17 protein-coding genes and 1 pseudogene are annotated in these 21,141 nt (G+C 71.9%); 10 read left to right on the forward strand and 8 right to left on the reverse strand.

Annotated elements, in window-relative coordinates; genetic code table 11:
- Window positions 1-46 precede the first annotated feature (46 nt).
- The 3 genes from ACSBPG_RS18820 to ACSBPG_RS18830 all read right to left on the reverse strand — a co-directional run bounded on the left by ACSBPG_RS18820 (window position 47) and on the right by ACSBPG_RS18830 (window position 2,424).
- The gene (locus ACSBPG_RS18820; RefSeq protein WP_435538735.1) at window positions 47-469 is read right to left on the reverse strand and encodes a VOC family protein; all 423 of its coding nucleotides are present in this window, start codon (window positions 467-469) and stop codon (window positions 47-49) included.
- A 285-nt stretch (window positions 470-754) separates the two neighbouring features.
- The gene (locus ACSBPG_RS18825; protein ID WP_435538736.1) at window positions 755-2,053 is read right to left on the reverse strand and encodes an RNA polymerase sigma factor; all 1,299 of its coding nucleotides are present in this window, start codon (window positions 2,051-2,053) and stop codon (window positions 755-757) included.
- Entirely contained in the window at window positions 2,050-2,424 is a 375-nt protein-coding gene (locus ACSBPG_RS18830; RefSeq protein ID WP_435538737.1) for a YciI family protein, read from the reverse strand. Before ACSBPG_RS18830 ends, ACSBPG_RS18825 begins: the two co-directional genes overlap by 4 nt.
- A gap of 179 nt (window positions 2,425-2,603) precedes the next feature.
- Between ACSBPG_RS18830 and ettA the strand changes: the two genes are divergently transcribed.
- Complete coding sequence (ettA, locus tag ACSBPG_RS18835; RefSeq protein WP_435538738.1) at window positions 2,604-4,280, forward strand: energy-dependent translational throttle protein EttA; 1,677 nt, start codon at window positions 2,604-2,606, stop codon at window positions 4,278-4,280.
- A 72-nt stretch (window positions 4,281-4,352) separates the two neighbouring features.
- Here the strand turns inward: ettA and ACSBPG_RS18840 are convergent, their stop codons facing one another.
- The gene (locus ACSBPG_RS18840; protein ID WP_435538739.1) at window positions 4,353-5,693 is read right to left on the reverse strand and encodes a L,D-transpeptidase family protein; all 1,341 of its coding nucleotides are present in this window, start codon (window positions 5,691-5,693) and stop codon (window positions 4,353-4,355) included.
- A 459-nt stretch (window positions 5,694-6,152) separates the two neighbouring features.
- On the opposite strand from ACSBPG_RS18840, the gene ACSBPG_RS18845 reads away from it, so the two are divergent.
- Window positions 6,153-6,617: a DUF882 domain-containing protein gene (locus tag ACSBPG_RS18845; RefSeq protein ID WP_435538740.1), complete on the forward strand. Its 465-nt coding sequence runs from the start codon at window positions 6,153-6,155 to the stop codon at window positions 6,615-6,617.
- A gap of 34 nt (window positions 6,618-6,651) precedes the next feature.
- Here the strand turns inward: ACSBPG_RS18845 and ACSBPG_RS18850 are convergent, their stop codons facing one another.
- Window positions 6,652-7,086, reverse strand: coding sequence for an ATP-binding protein (locus tag ACSBPG_RS18850; RefSeq protein WP_435538741.1), 435 nt, complete (start codon window positions 7,084-7,086; stop codon window positions 6,652-6,654).
- Between the two features lie 204 nt (window positions 7,087-7,290).
- On the opposite strand from ACSBPG_RS18850, the gene ACSBPG_RS18855 reads away from it, so the two are divergent.
- Window positions 7,291-8,472, forward strand: coding sequence for a hypothetical protein (locus ACSBPG_RS18855; RefSeq protein ID WP_435538742.1), 1,182 nt, complete (start codon window positions 7,291-7,293; stop codon window positions 8,470-8,472).
- Window positions 8,473-8,967: 495 nt separating this feature from the next.
- Here the strand turns inward: ACSBPG_RS18855 and ACSBPG_RS18860 are convergent.
- Window positions 8,968-9,220 (reverse strand): annotated as a pseudogene (locus ACSBPG_RS18860) (helix-turn-helix domain-containing protein); the annotation flags it as partial.
- A 487-nt stretch (window positions 9,221-9,707) separates the two neighbouring features.
- Between ACSBPG_RS18860 and ACSBPG_RS18865 the strand changes: the two are divergent.
- From ACSBPG_RS18865 to ACSBPG_RS18875, 3 genes are all read left to right on the forward strand, one after another.
- Window positions 9,708-12,155 carry a methyl-accepting chemotaxis protein gene (locus tag ACSBPG_RS18865; protein ID WP_435538743.1) on the forward strand — a complete coding sequence of 816 codons (2,448 nt, stop codon included), beginning with the start codon at window positions 9,708-9,710 and terminating at the stop codon, window positions 12,153-12,155.
- Between the two features lie 83 nt (window positions 12,156-12,238).
- Window positions 12,239-12,589 carry a hypothetical protein gene (locus ACSBPG_RS18870; RefSeq protein WP_435538744.1) on the forward strand — a complete coding sequence of 117 codons (351 nt, stop codon included), beginning with the start codon at window positions 12,239-12,241 and terminating at the stop codon, window positions 12,587-12,589.
- A 117-nt stretch (window positions 12,590-12,706) separates the two neighbouring features.
- Window positions 12,707-13,048, forward strand: a complete 342-nt coding sequence (locus ACSBPG_RS18875; protein ID WP_435538745.1) for a hypothetical protein — start codon at window positions 12,707-12,709, stop codon at window positions 13,046-13,048.
- A gap of 43 nt (window positions 13,049-13,091) precedes the next feature.
- Here the strand turns inward: ACSBPG_RS18875 and ACSBPG_RS18880 are convergent, their stop codons facing one another.
- Window positions 13,092-13,799 carry an MlaA family lipoprotein gene (locus ACSBPG_RS18880; protein WP_435538746.1) on the reverse strand — a complete coding sequence of 236 codons (708 nt, stop codon included), beginning with the start codon at window positions 13,797-13,799 and terminating at the stop codon, window positions 13,092-13,094.
- 341 nt (window positions 13,800-14,140) lie between these two features.
- On the opposite strand from ACSBPG_RS18880, the gene ACSBPG_RS18885 reads away from it, so the two are divergent.
- The gene (locus tag ACSBPG_RS18885; RefSeq protein WP_435538747.1) at window positions 14,141-14,569 is read left to right on the forward strand and encodes a hypothetical protein; all 429 of its coding nucleotides are present in this window, start codon (window positions 14,141-14,143) and stop codon (window positions 14,567-14,569) included.
- A 124-nt stretch (window positions 14,570-14,693) separates the two neighbouring features.
- Here ACSBPG_RS18885 and ACSBPG_RS18890 read toward each other — a convergent pair whose 3' ends face one another.
- On the reverse strand, window positions 14,694-15,605 hold the full coding sequence (locus ACSBPG_RS18890; RefSeq protein WP_435538748.1) for a COG4223 family protein: 912 nt from the start codon (window positions 15,603-15,605) through the stop codon (window positions 14,694-14,696).
- A 573-nt stretch (window positions 15,606-16,178) separates the two neighbouring features.
- On the opposite strand from ACSBPG_RS18890, the gene ACSBPG_RS18895 reads away from it, so the two are divergent.
- From ACSBPG_RS18895 to ACSBPG_RS18905, 3 genes are all read left to right on the forward strand, one after another.
- Window positions 16,179-17,501 (forward strand): COG4223 family protein, encoded by a 1,323-nt coding sequence (locus ACSBPG_RS18895; RefSeq protein ID WP_435538749.1) that lies wholly within the window; start codon window positions 16,179-16,181, stop codon window positions 17,499-17,501.
- A 224-nt stretch (window positions 17,502-17,725) separates the two neighbouring features.
- Window positions 17,726-19,186 carry a dynamin family protein gene (locus ACSBPG_RS18900; RefSeq protein ID WP_435538750.1) on the forward strand — a complete coding sequence of 487 codons (1,461 nt, stop codon included), beginning with the start codon at window positions 17,726-17,728 and terminating at the stop codon, window positions 19,184-19,186.
- A gap of 47 nt (window positions 19,187-19,233) precedes the next feature.
- Complete coding sequence (locus ACSBPG_RS18905) at window positions 19,234-21,051, forward strand: COG4223 family protein (RefSeq protein WP_435538751.1); 1,818 nt, start codon at window positions 19,234-19,236, stop codon at window positions 21,049-21,051.
- Window positions 21,052-21,141 lie beyond the last annotated feature (90 nt).

Below are 21,141 nucleotides of genomic sequence, written 5' to 3' on the forward strand. Positions count from 1 at the left end.
TTCATTCCTCGACAGGGCCGGTGCGCCATGTCGATCGGGTCGAGCATCACCGTGCCGGCGCCGACAGCGACCACATCACGCCGAAGGGGTCGCGGAGCTGGCCGTAACGGTCGCCCCAGAACATCTCCTGCAGCGGCAGCACGATCTCGGCCCCGGCGCCGACGGCGCGGTCCCACGCGGCGTCCACGTCGGCGACCGCAAGGTGCAGCAGATATCCCTGCGCCGGCTTCCAAGGATGCCCGTGTTCCGGATAGGCGTCGCTCAGCATCAGCGATCCGCCGTTCAGATGGAGGTGGACGTGCATGGTCCGTCCCTGCTCGTCCACCGGATGCTGCCCGACGACCGTGGCGCCGAACGCCTGTGCGTAGAACGCGGCCGCACGCACGGCCCCGTCGACCGTGAGGTAGGGCACGACACCCCCGAGAACCGGAGGCTTCGCCCCCGCGGTGACGTCGATGGATTCCTGCATGGCCTGTCTCCCTGATTTCTGGATGCCCGGAGGACGATCGCACCCATCCTGCGCCGACGTCGCCCGACAAAAAAAGTGCGGAGAGTTGCGGGACATCGTGGCGATCAGCGGCAGGCGATGAGCCTGGAGCCTTTCGCCCGCGTGTTGGTCTTGGCGCGCTGCGGAACGTTGCCATTTCAGAAAGAACCGCTTTCGCAACGACCTGCGGGATGGTGAAGAATCACCCCGGTCTCCGCGTTGCCGCCGGGACGCCGGACAGGCTCCTGCCGCCCCGGATCGTCAGCATCAGGTCGCCTCTCGCGATCCTGCGTCCCGGAGCGAGTCCTGCCGGACGTCCGCGGCGTCGCGGATCAGCCGGTCCAGGTGCTGGCGGATGTGCGCGGCCTCGGCGGCGGAATTGGCGCGGGCGATCGCCTGGTCGAAGGCGGCGCGCGCCGCGTCGCGGCGGCCGAGCTGGAGCAGCAGCGCGCCGCGCACGCCGTGGAAGTGGAAGTAGCCGGCCAGCCGGTCGGCCAGCGGCTCCACCAGCACCAGCGCCGCCTCCGGACCGGCGGTCTTGGCGACGGCGACGGCGCGGTTCAGGGTGACGACGGGGGAGGGCTGCAGCCGCTCCAGGCTGGCGTAGAGCCGCTCGATCTGCGCCCAGTCGGTGTCCTGCGGCCGCGCCGCGCGGGCGTGCAGGGCGGCGATGGCCGCCTGCACCTGGTAGGGGCCGGGGCTGCGGTGCAGCATCGCCTTGTCGACCAGCGCCAGCCCCTCGGCGATGGCGGCGCGGTTCCAGAGCCCGCGGTCCTGATCCTCCAGCAGCACGATGGCGCCGTCCGGCCCGTGGCGGGCCGGGGCGCGGGCGTGCTGCAGCAGCATGAGCGCCACCAGTCCCATCACCTCCGCCTCCGCCGGGAACAGGCGCAGCAGCAGGCGGACGAGGCGGACCGCCTCGTCGCACAGCGGCGCCCGCTCCGCCACGGTCTCGCCGCTGGCGGAATAGCCCTCGTTGAACAGCAGGTAGAGCATGGTCATGACGGCACCCAGGCGCACCGCCCGTTCGCCCGGGTCCGGCGATCCGAAGGGCACGCCGGCGGCGGCCACGCGCGCCTTGGCGCGGGTGATGCGCTGCTCCATCGCCGCCTCACCCACCAGGAAGGCGCGGGCGATGCGTGCCACCGGCACGCCGCAGACGATGCGCAGGGCCAGGGCGATCTGCTGCGCCGGTGGCAGATCGGGATGGGCGCAGACGAACAGCAGGCGCAGAACGTCGTCGCGCCAGTCGGCGGCGTCCAGCCGGTCCGCCAGGTCGGCCTCGGCGTCCTCCAGGTCGGACAGCGCCTCCTCCGGCGGCAGCGGGGCGAGGCGGCGGGCCCGCCGCACCCCGTCGACGCCGGCGTTGCGGGCGACGAAGATCAGCCAGGCCGCGGCATCGCGGGGCGGACCGTTGCGCGGCCACGCCTCCAGCGCGCGCAGGCAGGCGTCCTGGAACGCCTCTTCCGCCGTGTCGAGATCGCGGAAGTAGCGGAGCAGGGCGGCCACCGCCTGCGGCCGCGCGGCGGTCAGCGCCGCCTCGATCCAGGCCGGGTCGGTGGTCATGGCGCGAGGTCCGCTCCCGGCCGGAACAGCAGCATCGGCCGCACCTCGTAGCTGCCGGGGCCGGAGCTCGCCTCGGCGAGCCGGCGGGCGAAGGCCAGGGCCTCCTCCAGCGTGTCGACGTCGACGACGTAGAAGCCGAGCAGCTGCTCCTTGGTCTCGGCGTAGGGGCCGTCGATCACCAGGGCGTCGCGGCCCTTGCGCACGGTGGTGGCGGCGGTCGTCGGCAGCAGGCGGGCGACGGGACCGAGCCGGCCGGCCTCGCGCAGCGGCCGCTGCACGGCGTCGAGCCGGCCCATCAGCGCGGCCTCCTCGTCCTTGTCGTAGGCGAAGACCGTGTCCTCGTCGTCGTAGCAGAAGATGGCGTAGAGCATGCGGATGTTTCCTCCCGTTCCCAAGGACGAACGACCATGCGCCGGGCCGACGGGGGAAGACGCAAAAGGCGCGCGACCCTTCCAACCCACGGTGCGATGCGCTAAAACCCTGCCCGGTCCACTCGGCGCCAAGGGCGTCCGGTATTCGTTTTTCCCTCGAAGAAGGGTCGGAGAGGCGCATGGCGTCCTACCAGTATGTCTATGTCATGAAGGGCCTGTCCAAGGTCTATCCCGGCGGCAAGAAGGTGCTGGAGAACATCTGGCTGAGCTTCCTGCCCGGGGCGAAGATCGGCGTGCTCGGCGTCAACGGCGCCGGCAAGTCGACCTTGATGAAGATCATGGCCGGGTTCGACAAGGACTACTCGGGCGAGGCTTGGGCGGCGCAGGGGGCCAAGGTCGGCTACCTGCCCCAGGAGCCGCAGCTCGATCCCGGCAAGACGGTCCAGGAGAACGTGCTGGACGCGCTGGCCGAGACCAAGGCGCTGGTCGACCGCTTCAACGAGGTGTCGAACCAGATGGCCGACCCCGACGCCGACTTCGACGCGCTGATGGCCGAGCAGGCCGAGCTGCAGGAGAAGATCGACGCCGCCGACGCCTGGGACCTCGACCGCACCGTCGAGATCGCCATGGACGCCCTGCGCTGCCCGCCGGGCGACGCCGACGTGACCAAGCTGTCGGGCGGCGAGAGGCGCCGCGTGGCGCTGTGCAAGCTGCTGCTGGAGAAGCCCGACCTGCTGCTGCTGGACGAGCCGACCAACCACCTCGACGCCGAGTCGGTGGCCTGGCTGGAGCGCCACCTGCAGGAGTACAAGGGCACCGTCGTCCTGGTCACCCACGACCGTTACTTCCTCGACAACGTCACCGGCTGGATCCTCGAGCTCGACCGCGGCCAGGGCTTCCCCTACGAGGGCAACTACTCCGCCTGGCTGGAGCAGAAGCAGAAGCGCCTGGAGCAGGAAGGCAAGCAGGAGCAGAACCGCCAGAAGCAGCTGGCCGCCGAGCTGGAGTGGATCCGCCAGAGCCCGCGCGCGCGCCAGGCCAAGTCGAAGGCGCGCATCGCCGCCTACGAGGCGATGCTGGCCGAGAGCGGCAAGGAGGCGGTCGGCGAGGCCAAGATCGTCATCCCGACGCCGCCGCGCCTGGGCAACGTCGTCATCGAGGCGGAGAAGATCGCCAAGGGCTTCGGCGACCGCCTGCTGATCGACGACCTGTCGTTCAAGCTGCCGCCGGGCGGCATCGTCGGCGTCATCGGCCCCAACGGCGCCGGCAAGACCACGCTCTTCCGCATGATCACCGGCCAGGAGACGCCCGACGACGGCAGCTTCCGGGTCGGCGAGACGGTGAAGCTGGGCTACGTCGACCAGAGCCGCGACACGCTCGACGGCAAGAAGACGGTGTGGGAGGAGATCTCCGACGGCCTCGACGTGATCGACCTCGGCAAGAAGTCGATGCCGAGCCGCGCCTACGTCTCCTCCTTCAACTTCCGCGGCCCCGACCAGCAGAAGAAGGTGGGCCAGCTCTCCGGCGGCGAGCGCAACCGCGTCCACCTCGCCAAGATGCTGAAGTCCGGCGCCAACGTGCTGCTGCTCGACGAGCCGACCAACGACCTCGACGTCGACACCCTGCGCGCCCTCGAAGAGGCGCTGGAGAACTTCCCCGGCTGCGCCGTGGTGATCAGCCACGACCGCTGGTTCCTCGACCGCATCGCCACCCACATCCTCGCCTTCGAGGGCGACAGCCACGTCGAGTGGTTCGAGGGCAACTTCCAGGATTACGAATCCGACAAGAAGCGCCGCCTCGGCGACGAGGCGGTCGAGCCGCACCGCATCAAGTACAAGCCGCTCGTCCGCGGCTGATCCGGCGGCGGCCGGTCGGCCGCAGGACCGAGGGAGGAGGCCCCTTTCCCGCCCGGGAAAGGGGCCTTTCCGTCAGAGCGGCCGCTCGGCGCTGACCATCGGCGCCGCCTGGGAGGCCGGCAGCGCCGCCGGGGCCGGCGTGTAGGCGGGCGGCGGGTAGAGCTGAGGCGCCGCCTCCGGGAGCGCCGGCGCCGCCGGGCCGGCGGGCGGGAAGGTTCCCGCCGGGGCGGGCGTCTGCGGCGGTGCCAGCGACGCCGCCATCTCGTCCACCATGTCGTAGACGTCGGGGTGCAGGCGCACCGTGCCCAGGGCGTCGACCGTCGCCGTCCAGTAGACGAAGCGGACGGGCAGGGCGTTCACCTTCAGCCAGATCGGCTCGCCCCGTTCCAGGTAGCGGTCGATGCGGGCCGGCGTGACGTCGACCTCGGCCAGCAGCAGCTCCGCCATCAGCCGGGCGTCCTCCAGGCGCACGCAGCCGGAGCTGACGGTGCGGACGTCGCGGTCGAACAGCCGCGGCTCGTTGGTGCCGTGCAGGTAGATGTTCAGGGGATTGGTCAGGTTGAAGCGGAAGCGGCCCAGCGCGTTGTGGTCGCCCGGCTCCTGGACGATGCGCACGCGCCCCGGCGACACGGTGCTCCAGTCCACCGTCTCCGGCACCACCGGCTCGCCGTCGAGGTAGACCGTGGCGTTGGAGATGCCGGGATTGCCGTTGCGGCGCAGGTTGGGGAGCTTGTCCTGCTTCAGCACGGTGGGCGGGACGGTCCAGGTCGGGTTGACGATGATGTGGGTGACCCGGTCCTCCAGCAGCGGCGTCTCGCGCGACGGGCGGCCCACCACGGCGCGCATGGTCAGCTCGAACCGGCCGTGGCGCACCAGCGTCACGGTCTGGCTCGGCAGGTTGACGATGAGGACGCGGTCGGGCGCGGTCTGGGCGAAGGCGCGCATGCCGGCGGCGCTCTGGCGCATCATCAGCGCCGCCTCCTGCGGCGTGCGGTCGAGCACCGTGCGGGTGGCGCCGCCGACCACCCCGTCGGCCTTGAGCCCCTGCGCCAGCTGGAAGCTGCGCACGGCGAGGTCGATGCGTTCGTCGAAGAGGGTGCCGATCGCGTCCGGCGGCAGATAGCCCAGATCAGCCAGGCGCTGGGACAGGCGGTACACCCGGCCGTCAACGTCCCCCACGCGCAGCAGCGGGCCCGGTCCGATCGGGGCGGTCGCCGGCGGCGGCATCAGCTCGAGTTCGGCGGCGCGCTGATCGAGCCTCACGGCGGACGCCTCGAGCGTGTCGCGGAAGGTCTGCGCCGACGCCGGGCCGGCCGGGACCGCCGCGGCGAGCGCCAGCAGGATCAGCAGCGCCGGAATCGCAGCGGCCCCGGCCAGCTGGCGGCAGCGGATCGTCAGCAGAGTCAGCGTCATCGTCAGGCCCTCGCTCGGCGCGTCAGTCGGGATTGTGCTTCACAGAACATATACATCACATTCCGCACTTGCGATGTGACACGCGTCGCATCGCTCCAATGCACGACCATCGACACTCCTTTGGTTTCGGGCCTATGCCCGCGACGATTCGTACTGCGCTTCGGCCAGTTTGTGGTTGATCGCGCCCTATGCCCTCGCCTATACGAATAGGTGATCGGATAAGACAACCAGCTTTAGCCTAATTCCGATCAGTCATAATACGTCCCAGCGAAGGGGCGCAAGGCACCCTGCCTTTTCTAAGAAACCTTCGATCAACCGGATATTGAGGGGAAGGGAATGAGCTTTGCGGGGGATGGGGGCGCCGGTCCCGACGTCGGGCGGCGTGGATTTCTGAAGTTTGGCCTTGCCGCGGCGACCACGGCGTCCGTTTCTTCGGTACTCCTGCCGGCCGTTCCGGCCATGGCCGCCCTGCCGGCACCGCCCAAACGGCGGTTGGTGTTGCACAACGTCAACACCGGGGAACATTTCGACGAGGTCTACTGGACCGACGGCGCGTACCGGCCCGAAGTGCTGCGCCGGCTCGACCGTCTGCTGCGCGACCACCGGGACGGCCAGGTCGCCCGTTTCGATCCGCGGCTGTTCGATCTGGTGTCGGAGTTGCACCGGCGCATGGGCTCCGGCGAGCCGTTCAAGGTCATCTGCGGCTATCGGTCGAAGCACACCAACGCGCTGGCGCGGCGCCGGTCGCGCGGCGTGGCCAAGGAAAGCTACCACACGCGGGCGATGGCGATGGACATCGCGCTGCCGGACCGCAGCCTCAAGGGCCTCGCCCAGGAGGCCAAGGCGCTGAAGGCGGGCGGCGTCGGCGTCTACGGCCGGTCGGGATTCGTTCACGTCGACGTCGGGCCGGTGCGCACCTGGTGACGCGGCGGGACGGCCCGGTCCGGGCCGTCCCCCGTCAGTCCGCCGTCGGCGCCGTCGCACGCTTCGACAGGATCAGGTGATTGCGTCCGCCGCGCCGCTCGTAGCGGACGCTGTCCATCATCGTCTTCACGAAATGAATGCCGAGGCCGCCGATCGGGCGGTCGTCGATGTCGCCTTCGAGAACCGGCGGCCGCGCTTCGGTCAGCGGATCGAAGGGCGTGCCGTCGTCGCTCATCTCGGCCGTGATGCCGTCGCCGTCGACGGTGATGGTGACGGCGATTTCGTGCCGGCCGCCGGCCGGGAAGGCATAGGAGATCACGTTCGTCAGCAACTCGTCCAAGGCGAGGTTGAAGTTGAAGGCGACGGACGGCGGCAGATCGCGGGACTCGAAGAAGGCTTCGACGGTTTCGGCCAGTCGCGGGATTTCCGCCAGATCGTTGGCGAGGCGGAGGTCGAGGCGGTCGGTCATCGCAGGCTCAGCCGTCGTTCGCCGGAGGACGTCGCACGCCTGCGGCCGGTGAAGCGATCCTGCCGTGCCGTCGGCAAGCCGGCAACGGGAATCTCCCCGCGCGCCGCCGCCGTGCCCGGGCGCGGTGCCGCCCGGTCCGCGGAACCAAAGGAATTCCGGACGGTTGCTGGCTACAGGCCCCCACGCAGATCGACGGGAATGCCCATGTTCAACAAAGATGACCTCGGCCGTCTGGTTGCCGTCGACACCGCGCCGGCGGTGTCCGTCTTCCTGCCCACCCATGTGGCCGGCCGTGAGATCCGCCAGGATACGATTCGCCTGAAGAACCTGCTGGGCGACGCGGTGGAGCGCCTGACGGCGCAAGGTCTGCGGCGCCCCGATGCCGAGGCGCTGATAGCCCCGGCCCTCAGGCTGCTCGACGACGCCGCCTTCTGGCGCCACCAGAACGAGGGGCTGGCGCTGTTCATCGCCCAGGACCTGTTCGAGGCGCACCGCGTTCCCATCGGCCTGCCGGAAGAGGTGGTGGTGTCGCAGAACCTCGCGGTCCGGCCCCTCCTGCCGCTGTTGGCGGCCGACGGCAGCTTCATGGTCCTCACCGCCACGGCGAGCGGCGCCCGCCTCTATTCGGCGACCCGTCACGGCCTCTGCGAGGAACAGGCCGACCTGCCGGCCGGCGTGGAGGATGTGGACGCGGAAACCGATTACGACAAGAACGTCCTGAACTCGCCCGGGCACATGCGCCACCATGACCGGCGGAACGTCGCCGTCAACTCGGTCAAGACGCACAATTTCGGCGAATCGCCCGAGGAACTGCGACACGCTCATCTCGTCGAATACCTGCGGCGCCTGGCCGATGCAGTGCAGCGCCATCTCGACCGCGTCGGCTTCAAGGGGCCGCTGGTGCTGGTGGCCGAGCCCGAGGTTCAGGGCCAGTTCCGCAAGCTGGTGCGCCATCCCGCGTCCCTGCTTCCCGCCGGCGTCGACGCCAATCCGGACGCCCTGAAGGCGGAGGAGATTCACGACCGTGCCTTCCGGCTGGTCGAGCCGCTGTTCGACCAGGGGCGCCGCGACGCCGTCGACCGGTTCCGCGCCGTGGCCGGCGACCCGCAGGAGCGCACGCGCGCCGTCACCCGGCCCGAGGAGATCGTCGCCGCCGCCGGGGAGGGGCGCATCGACGCGCTGCTGCTGGTCGAGGGGACGCGGCTGTGGGGGCGCTACGACGAGACCACGCGGCGCGTCACCGCGACCGGCTCGCCGGACGGCCAATCCGTCGACCTGCTGGAGAAGGCGGCCGCCGACACGCTGTTGCACGGTGGGGCGGTGCACGTGGTGGCGAGGGCGGATCTGCCACCCGAGGCCATCGTCGGCGCCATCCTGCGCTATTGAGCGCCACGCCGCGGTCGAGACGGCGACACGCGTCCTGCCGACCGGTTCACGGCCATGCCCGCGGCCGGAGGTCCGGTCAGCGCGCCGGCCGGCGTTCGCGTCAGTCGGTGGCGGCCGGCGCCTTGGAGGCGCGATAGATGTCAGCCGGGTCCCACACCGCCCCGTGGCGCCGCCGCTGCTTCTGGCCGGACTTGGCGGAGGCCCGCTTCGGCTTCGCCGGGGACCCCTTGCCCGCCGCGTCGGCGGTCCGCACCGTCCGCTGCGGGAAGGTGGGCGTCAGCTCATCGCGGTCCGAACCGCCGTCCGCCCCTTCGCTGCCGTCGCGCAGGTGGGGCGACAGCGCCGACAGCAGGGACAACATCTCGTCGGCGACCGGCGCGGGCGCCGATCGCCACAGGCGGAGCAGCCGCGCCTCGCGCCGGCTGATCTCCCCGCCACCGGCGGTCGGCGTCTCGCCCACCCGGAGCGCGGCCGGCGCGTGAGGATCGTCGTAGCAATCGAAAAAGAAGCTGACGGGAACGTCCAGAACCTGACTCAGCCGATAGAGAGTCCCCGCTGAAATCCGGTTCGAGCCGCGTTCGTACTTCTGCACCTGCTGAAACGTCAGCCCGATCGCGTCGCCAAGTTTCTCCTGGCTCATCCCCAGGAGGGTCCGGCGCATACGGACACGCTGCCCAACGTGGGCATCCACCGACCAGGATTCAGGCGAGCCGCGCCTTCCCCGCTTGCGCACGGACGATTCGCTCATCGTCTTCCCACCCTCAATGCTTAAACCGCAATCGGGACGATTACCCCTAATCGGCATGATTATTCCCACAACCCTTGACGCGGGGCAAGGGAAATCTTTGTCAATTCATTAGCGGTGAAACGTCACCAGGAACAGCCGGACCCCGAGAATTTTGCCGGAGCAACCCTTGGCTGCCGCTTCTTTTCGAAGTCTGCACCATGACGAAGCGTCGCAGCGGCAAGTCCGCGCACGATTCTGTTCGATTGAGCGGTCGATCATTGCCGTGACGCTCGAAGAGCGGAGAACGGAACCCGCACCCTTGTCTGCGTCGTCCTGCTCGATCCCGCGGGAAACGATCCGCTGCGACTGGACGGATTGAAAGGGTTTGCTAACCCGAATCGTCTAAACCGAACGGATGGGTCCGCCCAAGCGCCGCGACCGCCGACGCGGCGGCGGTTCGGCGACGGCCGGGTTGCGGCCACGCGATGGATTGGCAAGGAATGGAACCATGAAGGGAAGCAGTCTGGCAGGGCGCTTCAAGGTCGGAACCCGGATCTACTTCGGCTTCCTGACGGTTTTGCTGCTGCTCGTGCTGGTCGTCACCGTGGGCGTTCGCGGTCTGTCCGGTGCGCGTGAAGGCTTCGAGACCTACGCCGCGATCAGCAGCCATTCGCTTCTGGTCGAGCAGATCAACACCAACGTGGCGCAGATGCGCCGGCAGGTGGTGAATTTCAACGACACCGGCGATTCCGCGGTGGCGGAGGACATCCGACGCATCCAGGGCCTTCTCGCCAAGGAGCTTCGCGAGTCGTTGAGCGGCGTGCCGGTCGGCGAGCGGCGCGACGCGCTGGAGCGCATGGGCCAGCTCTTCGAGAGCTACACGACGAACTTCGGTCGGCTGGTCGAGACGCGCCGCAATCGCGACGCCCTGATCGGCGAGCAGCTCACACCGACCGGACAGCGGGCCCGCGAAAGCCTGTCCCAGGTGATCGCCAGCGCCATGGGCGACGGGAACATGGAGGTCGCCGCCTTGGCCGGCCAGGCGCAGGAACGGCTGATGCAGGCCCGCCTCGCCGCCCAGCGCTTCCTGGTCGACGCCGACGCGGCGCAGGCGGAGGAGGTGCGCAAGGACAACGCGGCGTTCGACGCGATGCTGCGCGCCGTCGCCCTGCGCGTCGTCGATCCCACGCGCCGCCGCCTGGTGGAGGAGGCGGACCAGCTGTCGGGCCGCTACGTCGAGATCTTCGACCGGGTCGCCGCGGCGATCGGCGAGAACGCCCGCATCGTGTCGGCCATGGCGGCGATGGGGAGCGAGTTCGCCGAGCTGGCCGAACGGACGGTGGCGCTGGAGGGGCAGGAGCGCACGGCCCTGCTGGCCGCCGCCGAGGCGGACATGGACTTCACGATGACGGCCGATCTCGCGATCGCCGCCGGCGCCCTGCTGTTCGGGGCCCTGCTCGCGTGGCTGGTGGCGCGCGGCATCGTCGTTCCCGTGCGGGACATGACGGGCACCATGACGCGCCTCGCCGGCGGCGACCTCGACGTCACCGTGCCGGCGCTCGCCGACCGCGACGAGATCGGGGCGATGGCGAAGGCGGTCGAGGTGTTCAAGACCAACGCCCAGGAGAAGCGGCGCATGGACGAGGCCGAACGCCAGCGCCTGGAGGCCGAACGCCGCGCCGAGGAGGCGCAGCGCGCCCGGGAGACGGCGATCGGCGAGGAGATCGCCGGGCTGATCGACGCCGTGTCCAGGGGCGATCTGTCGCGCCGCCTCGACCTCGCCGGCAAGGACGGCTTCTACAAGACGATGTCGGAAGGCATCAACCGCCTGACCGACACCGTCGAGGCGGTGATCGCCGATCTCGGTTCGGTGCTGTCGGCGCTGGCCGGCGGCGATCTCGACCGGCGCATCGACAAGGACTACCAGGGCGCCTTCCAGCGCCTGAAGCAGGACGTCAACGCCACCTCCGTCAAGCTGGCGGAGATCGTCGGGCAGATCCGTCAGGCGACCGAGGCCATCTCGGCGGCGGCGTCGGAAGTGTCGCTGGGCGCCACCGACCTGTCGGAGCGCACGGAGCAGCAGGCCTCCTCGCTGGAGGAGACGGCGGCCAGCATGGAGGAACTGGGGGCGACGGTGCGCTCCAACGCCGACAACGCGCAGCGCGCCAACCGCATGGCGGCCGACGCGCGGGCCTCGGCGGAGTCGGGCGGCGGCGTCGCCGAATCGGCGATCGAGGCGATGCGGCGGATCGAGGATTCCTCGCGCAAGATCACCGACATCATCGGCGTGATCGACGAGATCGCCTTCCAGACCAACCTGCTGGCGCTGAACGCCGCGGTGGAGGCGGCGCGGGCCGGCGACGCCGGGCGCGGCTTCGCGGTGGTCGCCCAGGAGGTCCGGCAGCTGGCCCAGCGCTCGGCCCAAGCCTCCAAGGAGATCAAGAGCCTGATCCTCGACAGCGACGGCCAGGTGCGGGACGGCGTCGAGCTGGTGAAGCGGGCCGGCCAGGCGCTGGACGGCATCGTTTCCGGAGTGCAGGAGGTGGCCACGCTGATCGCCGAGATGGCATCGGCCTCGTCCGAGCAGGCGACCGCGCTGGACGAGATCAACGCCACCGTGGCGCAGATGGACGAGATGACCCAGAAGAACGCCGCCCTGGTGGAGGAGACCACGGCGGCGGCCCAGTCGCTCGCCACCCAGGCCGGCGACCTGCGCACGCTGGTCGGCTTCTTCAAGCTCGACCAGGCGGCCGTGCCGGCCCGGGTCGCCGCCGTGGCGGCCCGCCCGGCGCCGGTGCGCATCGTCGCGGCGACCAAGCCGGTCGTCCGGACGGCCGCGGCGAAGCCGCTCGCCCGGACGGCCGCCAAGCCCGCGGCCGAGGCGGCGGCGTCCCGCTCCGCCGTCGGCGTGCTGCAGCGGGCCCAGGCGGACGAGGACGACTGGAAGGAGTTCTGAGGCTCCGGCCGGGGCGCGGGGGCGACGGGGAGCCGATCGTGTGCTAGCCTGTTCACCAGGGATGGTGAGGAGAGGAGGCGACGATGCGCACGTTGACCACCCTGGCCTTTGCGGTCCTGCTGCTCGCCGGTCCGGCCGCGGCCGCGGAGGCGCCGCCGGCGCCCGAAGCGCCGGCGCAGGAAGCGCCGGTGCCTGAGGTCCCGCCCGACACGCCCGCGGCGAAGGCCCGGCGCGGCCTCGACCTCCTGCTTCAGGCGCTGGAAGGCTGGATCAACCAACTGCCGTCCTACGCTCCGCCGGAGGTGATGCAGAACGGCGACATCATCATCCGTCGCCTCGACCGGCCGCCATCGCCGCCGTCGCCGCCCTCGGCCCCGCCTCCGGGGGGACCGGCCGCGCCCGGCGCCGCGCCGGGCGGCGCGACGCGCCTGTGACGGCGTCCGCCGGCGGCCGGCGAAGGTCGGCGCGGCGATTCCGGGGCCAGCGAAGCCGTGGCGGTTCGCCGCCGGCGTGCTAAGATCGCCGTGGCCGAATGCTCATCGGAGGATATCATGCGCGCCCTGCTCGCCCTCGCCCTTGCCGGTTCACTCGCGCTCGCCCCGGCCGTCGCCGTGGCCCAGCAGGCCCCGGCACCGGTGCCGATGCCCGCGCCGGTGGAGCCCGCCGCCCCGGCGGCGCCCAGCATCTTCGGCCTGTCGCCGGACCACGCGCTGGCGGTCGGCGTCGGCATCGTCGCCGGCGCTCTGGCGATGGACGTGCTGGCCGGCCGCGGCGCGCTGATCGGCGCCATCGCCGGCGGCCTGATCGGCAGCTGGTGGTACGGCACCCACGAGGTCGGCCCCGCCACCACCCGCGTCAACCGCATCGCCTACGAGCCGGGCCCCGCCATCTGACCGGCGGGCGGCGGCCGAGACGCCGCGCCGCCTCCGGCGGGCGTCAGGGGGTGTCGGGCTGCGCGTCGGCGACGGCGAACGGCGCCCGCGCGCCGTTGCGGCACTCGGCCTGGCGGTGCTGGAGGTAGGCGCTGCGCTGCCAGGCGTAGGGGTCGAGGGAGAACCGTTCGAGCTGGCGCATCTCGGCGAGAACCTCGGCCGAGGCGATGGTGCTGTCCGTCGCCGCGAAGGTGAGATAGCCGTCGCCGAACATCGAGGCGCCGGCGGCCAGGGTGATCGCCGTGCCGGTCAGGTCCCGCACCGTCGTCGGACCGGTGAACGGCAGGATCAGGAAGGCGCCTTCCGGCACGCCGTGCGCGCACAGGGTCTGCCCGAGATCCTCGGCGCGGCTTTCCAGCCCGAGGCCGGCCGCCGGATCGAACAGGCCGAGCAGGCCGATCGTGCTGTTCACGGCGAAGCGCGCCGACGCGACGCCGGCGTTGCCGAAATCCCCCTGGAAACCGCTGTTCACCGCCGTCAGCGGCTCGCGCAGGTTGGCGAAGACGTTGGCCACCGACCGCCGCACCGGCGCCGGCACGGTGTCGGCGTAGAGCGCCGCGGCAGGGACGAGGACGCTGTCCTGCAGCACGCCGTTGACCGCGAACATCGCGCGGTTGAAGCGTTCGAGGGGATCGTCCGCGGCGGCCGGCGCCGCCGAGGTGAGCAGAAGGCCCGCCGTCAGGACGAGCGTCGCGCAGCACCGGATGAACACGCAGCAGCCCCATCAGCGGTTGGTTCGGTGTCCAGGACATGACGTCTGCACAGGGGGCGGACCATTCCACGAACGGCGACCTCCCGTCTGCTCCGGTGCGGCGCGTTGGGGCGTATGTGCCGGATGATGATCGTGCCCAGGATGTGTATGTGGTCCGATACGGTTCATCGCGCGCCCCGTACGGGGTCGCGTACGCAAGACGGCCGGCGGCGGCGTGACCGGCCTGAAAAGGCCGGATTCCGGCCGCCGACTCGGCTCTGCCCCCAACTTATCGCTCGCGGCCCGGCCGGCTTTCGGGGTATAGCAGGGTCGCGGTAGCGGTAATTCGATCGAGGGCGACGATGGCGGTTCCGGACGAGGTGAGAAAAAGGTTCGCCGAGTACGTGAAGGTTCAGGCACTCGACAACCGCTTCATTGCCCGCGACACCGAGAAGAAGATCCTCGAAGACGGCGTCATGCGCTTCGAGATCGGTCTGGACGACGGCCGGCAGATCATGCTCGGCGTGGCCCAGGAGTGCGGCTACGTCTTCGAGACGGAGGCGGAGAAGCGCATCCGCGACATTCTCGACGGTTTCGCCGAGGACGGCCGGATCGACAAGCGCGAGTTCGCCGACAGCGTGGCGTTCCTGCGCAAGTTCTGCGCCAACGGGCTGAGCGAGGACGAGGCCAAGAAGCGGGTCAAGAAGATCATGCTGGCGAACGGCTGGAAGCCCAAGCGGCGCGGCCTGTTCGGCACCAAGCGCTGGTTCACCCGCGTCGAGGCGGAGTGACGCGGCGACGCCGCGCGGCGCATGATCCGCCGGGGCCGGCGCCACGCCGGCGCTCCTGGGCCGTACGCAGGACGAGCCGCCGAGCACCCCGGCGGCTCGTCCCTTTTGCAGGCGGCGTATGCGCCTACTTCGCGGACATCCGGGCGAGGGCCAGGGTCGTCAGGGCGTTGGCCCCGCGATCCGCGGCGACCCGCGCCTTGGCGGCGTCGAGCCATTCCTTGGCCGGGCCATCGGTGATCGGCAGCACGGCGAGCTCGTCGACGGCGCCGGGAAGATCGTCCGCCGACAGCCGGGCGCGGGCGCGCTGCACGGTGGCGAAGGCGCTGTCCGCCGGCGGCGTGTCGAGACGGACGAGATAGCGCAACTGCGTGACCACCGACTGCCAGGGCGCGTACCAGTTCGCCTCCCGGGCGACGTCGGCGGTCGCCGGCCCCTGGGGCGCGACGATGGCCACCGCCGCCTGCGGGAACTGTTCGCGCAGCTGGCTGCGCAGCGGAATTCCGCCGGTGGCCCGCGGCGCGAAGGCGGCGAGGATGGCTTCGACGTCGGGATCGCTGCCGGCGATGGCGCGCAGCGTCGCCAGCTCGATGTCGAAGGGGCCGGGGCGGCGCAACGCCTCGCGCAGCTCGCCGACGGCCAGGGCCAGGGCGGCGGAGCGCAGGTCGGCGGCGGCGACCGCGCCGCCCTCGGCGGTGCCGGCGAGGCCGTCGACCCGCGCGCCCAGCGCCGACACCCGGGACTCGAGGTCGGCGACGGCGGCGGCGAGCTTGGCGTCCGCCGCTTCCAGGCGTTGCTGCGGCGCGGCGACCGGGTCGGGCACGCCGAGCGTCCGGAACAGCTCCGGCGCCCAGTGGGGAGCGGTGGCCACGGTCGCCGCGCTCACCACGACGGCGAGCAGCAGGGACACCACCACGGTGCCGGCGCCGCCGCGCGGTGCCGGCTGAACGGCGGGCGCCGGGGCCGGGGCCGGGGCCGGGGAGGGGGCAGGGGAAGATTCCGTCGAGCCGGCGGTCGTCGGGCTTTCGTTCTCGCTCATCGGTCCGCTCCGTTCTGGCGTGTGGAGGGCGCCTTCGGCCTCGGCGCGACAATTACAGAGACAACGACGCGAACTCAACCGCGACGTGGCGAGGCGGCGGCCTTCACGCATACACGTCGCTGACGCTACAGGAGAAAGGGGTGCCCGCGCGAGTCTGGAAACGATGATGGCGTGTGATAACTATACCGTGCCGTCGCGGCTCCCTGCGACGATATGTATTTGCCGATATCGCCGTGCCATTGGCGAATCGCGGTATTTTCCTCTCCCCTGGGAACGTGTGCGCTGTTACACTTCGCGGCCGTACGGTACACCTGTCCCCATCCGATGCCCGCGCCCGGACGGTGCCGCAGCACGCGGAATCCCGGCGCGGTACGGTGCGTCCACCGGCGAGCGGCCCGGCGGTTTGCCGCTCCGGGGCGCCGTGGGCGGCGGAGCGGCGGTCGGGGCGTGCTCGTCATCATCCGGCCTTCGTGCGAACAGACCGACAGGTGACCCATGACGTCGCAACCCGATTCGGAGCAACCGGACAGCACGCCCGATGGCGCGAGCCCCGCGGCCGCCGCGGTGGAACGGGTGATCGAACGATTCGGCGGCATCCGTCCCATGGCGGACAAGCTGAGCGTGCCGGTCAGCACGGTCCAGGGATGGAAGAAGCGGGCCACCATCCCGGCCACCCGCGAAGGCGAAGTGCGGGCTGCCGCCGCCCGCCTCGGGCTTGCCCTCGACGAAGCGGACTTGGTCGCCGCGTTCCCGGCCGAGCCGGCGCCGCAGGCCGCCGAACCGGGCGACATCGCGGTCGTCGCCGCCGCTCCGGCCGAACCGAGCGACGCCGAACCCTCAGCCGCGGTGGACACACCGGCGGCGGCGGCCGAACCGAGCGACGCCGAACCTTCAGCCGCGGCGGACGCGCCGGCCGCGGCGGACATCCCGATCCCCGAGCAGAAAGCCATCCCCGACATGACCGCTTCCGAAGCCCCCGCCACCGACCGTCCGACCGAGCCCGCATCCTCCTTCGCCGACGCCCCCAGCCCCGTCGCCGCGCTCGGCCACGCCTACGTCCACGGCAACACCGGCGCCCCGGCGGCCGCGCCCCGGTCGGGCGGCGCCGGCGCGGTCGCCATGGCGGCGGCGCTGCTCGCCATCCTGGGGGCCGGCGTCGCCGTGACGGCGCCGCTGTGGTCGCCCGACTTCCTGGCCAAGTCCGTCCAGGTGGACGCGCTGCAGACACGCGTCGCCGCGCTCGAGACGTCGCTCGGCGTGACCGCCTCGGCGGACGCGTCGCTGGGTGAGCGCATCGCCAAGCTGGAGGCGGCGGTCGGCGCCGTCGACGAGAAGGTGGCGGCCCTGCCGGCGGCCCAGGTCGCCGGCGCCCTCGCCGCCGGCCAGCTGCGCAGCGCCCTGTCCGGTTCCGGCCCGTTCGCCGCCGAACTGGCCGCCGTCAAGGTGTCGGGCATCGCCGACGAGGCGACGAGCAAGGCGTTGGCGCCGCTGGCGGCGCACGCCCTCTCCGGCATCCCGACCCATTCTGAACTGGCCGAGCGGTTCGCCTGGATGGTGCCCGACCTGGTCAGCGCCGACCTCGCCGCCGCCGGCGACCGCGGCATCGGACAGCGCATGATGGGCTGGGTGACCGGGGTCGCCGGGGCCCTGCGCCTGCCGGTGTCCGGCGCCCCGGCCGATGCCCAGAGCACGCCGGCCCTGGTGGCCCGGGCGGGCACCATGCTGGAGCGCGGGGAACTCGCCGCCGCGGTCGATCTGGTCGCCATGCTGCCCGGGGCCGCCGGCGAGGCGGCGGCGCCGTGGCTGGAGGACGCCCGCGCGCGCCTCGCCGCCGACGAGGCCGGCCGGCAGATCGGCCGGCGGGTTGCGGCGGTGCTGCCGGTCGTCAAGGGCTGACGGGCGCGCTCCAGTCGAGTCCCGTGCGCGAGGGGACGGCGGCCGTGCCGCCGTCCCCTCGCGGCGTGGTCTTCCTTGTCGCAGCATTTTTCCCCGGCGCCCGCCCGGTGGCCGTGCTAAATCGGACGCGCGGCCGCCCGGCCGCCCGCACGCAAGGGCGAAACCACGAGGACGCGTAGGCCCGTATGACCCCGAGGCAAGCACTGCAGCATCGCCTTTCCGCCTTGGAATCGCATCTGAAGACGGAGAACCCGAACCTGCTGCCGGTCATCCCGACCTATCGGGAATTCGACCGACTGCTCCATGGACTGGGCCTTCTCCGGCGCGAGGAATCGCTGGCGACGCGGATTCCCTGGTGGCCGATGATCGCCGTGCTCGGCACTTTCTCCGCCGGCAAGTCGACCTTCATCAACAGCTACCTGGGGCACCCGCTGCAGGGCACCGGCAACCAGGCGGTCGACGACAAGTTCACGGTGATCTGCTACGGCGCCGACACCAAGCACGAGGCGCTGCCGGGCACCGCCCTCAACGCGGACCCCCGCTTTCCCTTCTACCGGATCTCCGACGAGGTCGAGAAGGTGGCGGCCGGCGAGGGCAAGCGCATCGACAGCTACCTGCAGCTGAAGACGCTGAAGAGCGACCGGGTGCGCGGCAAGATCATCATCGATTCGCCGGGCTTCGACGCCGACGACCAGCGCCGTTCGGTGCTGCGCCTGGTCGACCACATCATCGACCTGTCGGACCTCGTGCTGGTGTTCTTCGACGCCCGCCATCCCGAGCCGGGGGCCATGCAGGACACCCTGCGCCTGCTCGTCTCGAAGACGGTGCGCCGGGCCGACGCCCGCAAGTTCCTCTACATCCTCAACCAGATCGACACGACCGCCAAGGAGGACAACGCGGAGGCGGTGTTCGGCGCGTGGCAGCGGGCGGTCGCCCAGGCCGGTCTGGTGAGCGGCCGCTTCTACGGCACCTACGACCGCCGGTCCGCCGGCGCCATCGAGGACGAGGCGAAGCGGGCCCGCTACGAGGCCAAGGCCGACGCCGACCTCGCCGAGATCTACGGCCGCATCTCCGAAGTGGAGATCGGCCGCGGCTACCGCATCGTCGGCATGCTCGACGCCCTCACCAAGGAGGTGGAGGGCGAGCTGGTGCCCTACGTCCAGGCCGCCGTGGCGCGCTGGCGCCGCCTCGTCCTGTGGGGCGACGCCGTGTGGGCCGGCCTGCTGGCGCTGCTGGCCGGCCTCGTCGTCTATCTCGCCGGCGCCGACGCGCTGCCCGCCTTCGGCTCCTGGCTGGTGGAGGAGCAGCCGATGTGGGCCGGCGGCCTGCCGGTCCGGCTGCTGGTGGCCGCCGTCCTGGTCGCCGCGATCTTCCTTGCCGGACACGTCTGGCTGCGGCGGGTGGTGGCCCGGCGCATCGCCGCCGGCCTGCCCGACCGCATGGGTGAAGCCGACCTCAACCCCCGCAACGCCTTCCTCAGGAACACCGGCCTGTTCCGGTCGCTGTTCCGCAAGACCCCGGTCGGCTGGGGAGCACGGGCGCGCAAGCGGATCTTCGGCATCCGCCAGGCGGTGGCCGGGCACGTCCAGCGACTGAACGACCTTTACACCGACCCGGCCGGCCGCCGCCGTCCGACCGAAGGGCCGGGGGCGCCGCTGACGGCCGGCGCGCCGGCGGCGGAGTAGGCGGAGGCGGCCGGCACCACACGGCGACGCGTCAGGAGACAGCAGCGATGACCGATCCGAACCGGGACGACAGCAAGGCCGGATCAGCCACCCAGGCTGACGAGTCCGCCAAGGGCTTTCCGCAGTTCATCATAGCCCCGCCGGGAGCCGAGCGCATCGGCGCGCCGTTCGAGCCCGCCGGCCCCTACGCCGTCGCTCCCGAGCCGCCGCCGCCGCCCCCGCCGGCCGCGCCGCCGCGCCGGGACGCGCGTCGCGAGGCGCCGCCGCGGGCGCGCGGCGGCCGGCTCGCGGTGCTGGCGGCGCTGGTCGCCCTGGCGGCGGCGGGCGCCGCCATCGCCGCTCCGAGCCTGCGGCCGCTGCTCGCGGAATCCCTGCGTCAGCAGTTCGGCGACCACCGGCTGATCGCCGTCCTCACCGGCACCGCCGACACCAGGCCGCCCGGCGTCGTCGAGCTGGACCTCCAGGCCTTCGACCAGCGGCTGGAGACGTTGGCGGCGGCCCTGCGCGACACCCCCGCGGGACAGCCGGTCGATGCCGCGACCCTGGAGCGGTTCGTCGCCGCCACCAGCGACGGCCGTCGCGTCGCCGACCTCGAGGCCGCCCTGCGCCGCGCCGAGACGCAGGTGACGACCCTGTCCGACGCGCTGGGCACCCTGGAGGGCCGGCTCGCCGAGATCGGCACCCGGACCGAGCGGCTGGAGGCGACGGACGGCACCTTGACCGGCCGCATCGAGGCGGCGGAGGGCGCCGCGGGCGCCCTGGAGCCGAGGGTCGCCGCCGTCGAACAGGCGGGCGTTGCCACCGCCGCCAAGGCCGACGCGGCGGCCGCCCAGGCCGGGACGCTGGCCGGCCTGCTCGACACGCTGGGCGCCACCGCCGCCGATCTCGGCGGCCGTCTCGCCGCCGTCGAGGCGCGGATGGCCGAGCTGGCGACGGCGATCCAGGGCAACGCCGATGCCGCCGCCGCGGCGGCCGAGGCGGCCAGGACCAACGCCGCCGCCATCCAGTCCGCGGCCACCGAAACGGCCACCACGACGCAGGGGCTGACCGAACGCCTCGCCGCGACGGAAAGCGCCGCCGGCGCGCTGACCGACCGTCTCGCCGCCGCGGAAGGCGCCGCCGGGACGCTGGCCGGGCGGGTCGACGCGGCGGATGCGGAGCGGGCCGCCGCCGCCGAGCGCCTCGCGCAGCTCGGGCAGGCGCTCGACGGCACCCGCGGCGAGCTGGCCGAGACCGGGAAGGCGGTGGCCGCGGCAACGACCGAGCTGGCCGCCCTGACGGCGCGGACCGGGGCGGTCGAGGACCATCTGGCACGGGTCAACGGCGGCACCGCCTCGGCGCTGCTCGCCCTGTCGAGCCGCATCCGCCAGGCCCTGGAGGACGGCGAGAGCTTCACCGGCGAGGTCGCCGCGGTGCGCGCGCTGGCCGGCGGCAACAGCGAGCTGACCGGCGCCATCGACACCCTGCAGCAATTGGCGTCGCGCGGCGGGCCGACGCTGACGCTGCTGCGCCGGGAGTTCAACCTGGCGGCGCAGAAGATCATCGAGGCGGAGGAGGCCGCGGGGCCGGCCTGGTACGTCCGCACCGTCTCGACCATGGGGGCGCAGGTGACCTCCTGGTTCGGCTGGGTGCAGCCGCCGATGCCGAGCCCCGGCGAGGAGGCGCGCGCCATCGTCACCGAGGCCGCCAAGAGCTTCACCCTCGGCCGGATCGACGACGCGGTGGCGGTGCTGAAGACCATCTCCGGACCCGGCGCCGCCGCGGCGGAACCGTGGATCCGCCTCGCCCAGGTGCGGGTCGACGCCGAACGGGCGCTGCGCGCGCTCAGCGACGCCGCCCTCGAGCGCCTGTCCCACGCCCCTTGAGCCGTCGGGAAGCATGACGGCCGCGCGCCTCTCCCCTGCGAAAGGGGTGAACAACGCGCAGGCCTGTCGACGGTAAGATGAGCAACGCAC

It is taken from the genome of Azospirillum sp. ST 5-10, from assembly GCF_051225715.1.
Lineage (GTDB): Bacteria > Pseudomonadota > Alphaproteobacteria > Azospirillales > Azospirillaceae > Azospirillum.

Excerpts from the sequence above, each read along its gene's own strand:
- ACSBPG_RS18820 (WP_435538735.1), bottom strand. The coding sequence starts at position 469 with ATGCAGGAATCCATCGACGTCACCGCGGGGGCGAAGCCTCCGGTTCTC.
- ACSBPG_RS18825 (WP_435538736.1), bottom strand. The coding sequence starts at position 2,053 with ATGACCACCGACCCGGCCTGGATCGAGGCGGCGCTGACCGCCGCGCGG.
- ACSBPG_RS18830 (WP_435538737.1), bottom strand. The coding sequence starts at position 2,424 with ATGCTCTACGCCATCTTCTGCTACGACGACGAGGACACGGTCTTCGCC.
- ettA (WP_435538738.1), top strand. The coding sequence starts at position 2,604 with ATGGCGTCCTACCAGTATGTCTATGTCATGAAGGGCCTGTCCAAGGTC.
- ACSBPG_RS18840 (WP_435538739.1), bottom strand. The coding sequence starts at position 5,693 with ATGACGCTGACTCTGCTGACGATCCGCTGCCGCCAGCTGGCCGGGGCC.
- ACSBPG_RS18845 (WP_435538740.1), top strand. The coding sequence starts at position 6,153 with ATGGCCGCCCTGCCGGCACCGCCCAAACGGCGGTTGGTGTTGCACAAC.
- ACSBPG_RS18850 (WP_435538741.1), bottom strand. The coding sequence starts at position 7,086 with ATGACCGACCGCCTCGACCTCCGCCTCGCCAACGATCTGGCGGAAATC.
- ACSBPG_RS18855 (WP_435538742.1), top strand. The coding sequence starts at position 7,291 with ATGTTCAACAAAGATGACCTCGGCCGTCTGGTTGCCGTCGACACCGCG.
- ACSBPG_RS18865 (WP_435538743.1), top strand. The coding sequence starts at position 9,708 with ATGAAGGGAAGCAGTCTGGCAGGGCGCTTCAAGGTCGGAACCCGGATC.
- ACSBPG_RS18870 (WP_435538744.1), top strand. The coding sequence starts at position 12,239 with ATGCGCACGTTGACCACCCTGGCCTTTGCGGTCCTGCTGCTCGCCGGT.
- ACSBPG_RS18875 (WP_435538745.1), top strand. The coding sequence starts at position 12,707 with ATGCGCGCCCTGCTCGCCCTCGCCCTTGCCGGTTCACTCGCGCTCGCC.
- ACSBPG_RS18885 (WP_435538747.1), top strand. The coding sequence starts at position 14,141 with ATGGCGGTTCCGGACGAGGTGAGAAAAAGGTTCGCCGAGTACGTGAAG.
- ACSBPG_RS18890 (WP_435538748.1), bottom strand. The coding sequence starts at position 15,605 with ATGAGCGAGAACGAAAGCCCGACGACCGCCGGCTCGACGGAATCTTCC.
- ACSBPG_RS18905 (WP_435538751.1), top strand. The coding sequence starts at position 19,234 with ATGACCGATCCGAACCGGGACGACAGCAAGGCCGGATCAGCCACCCAG.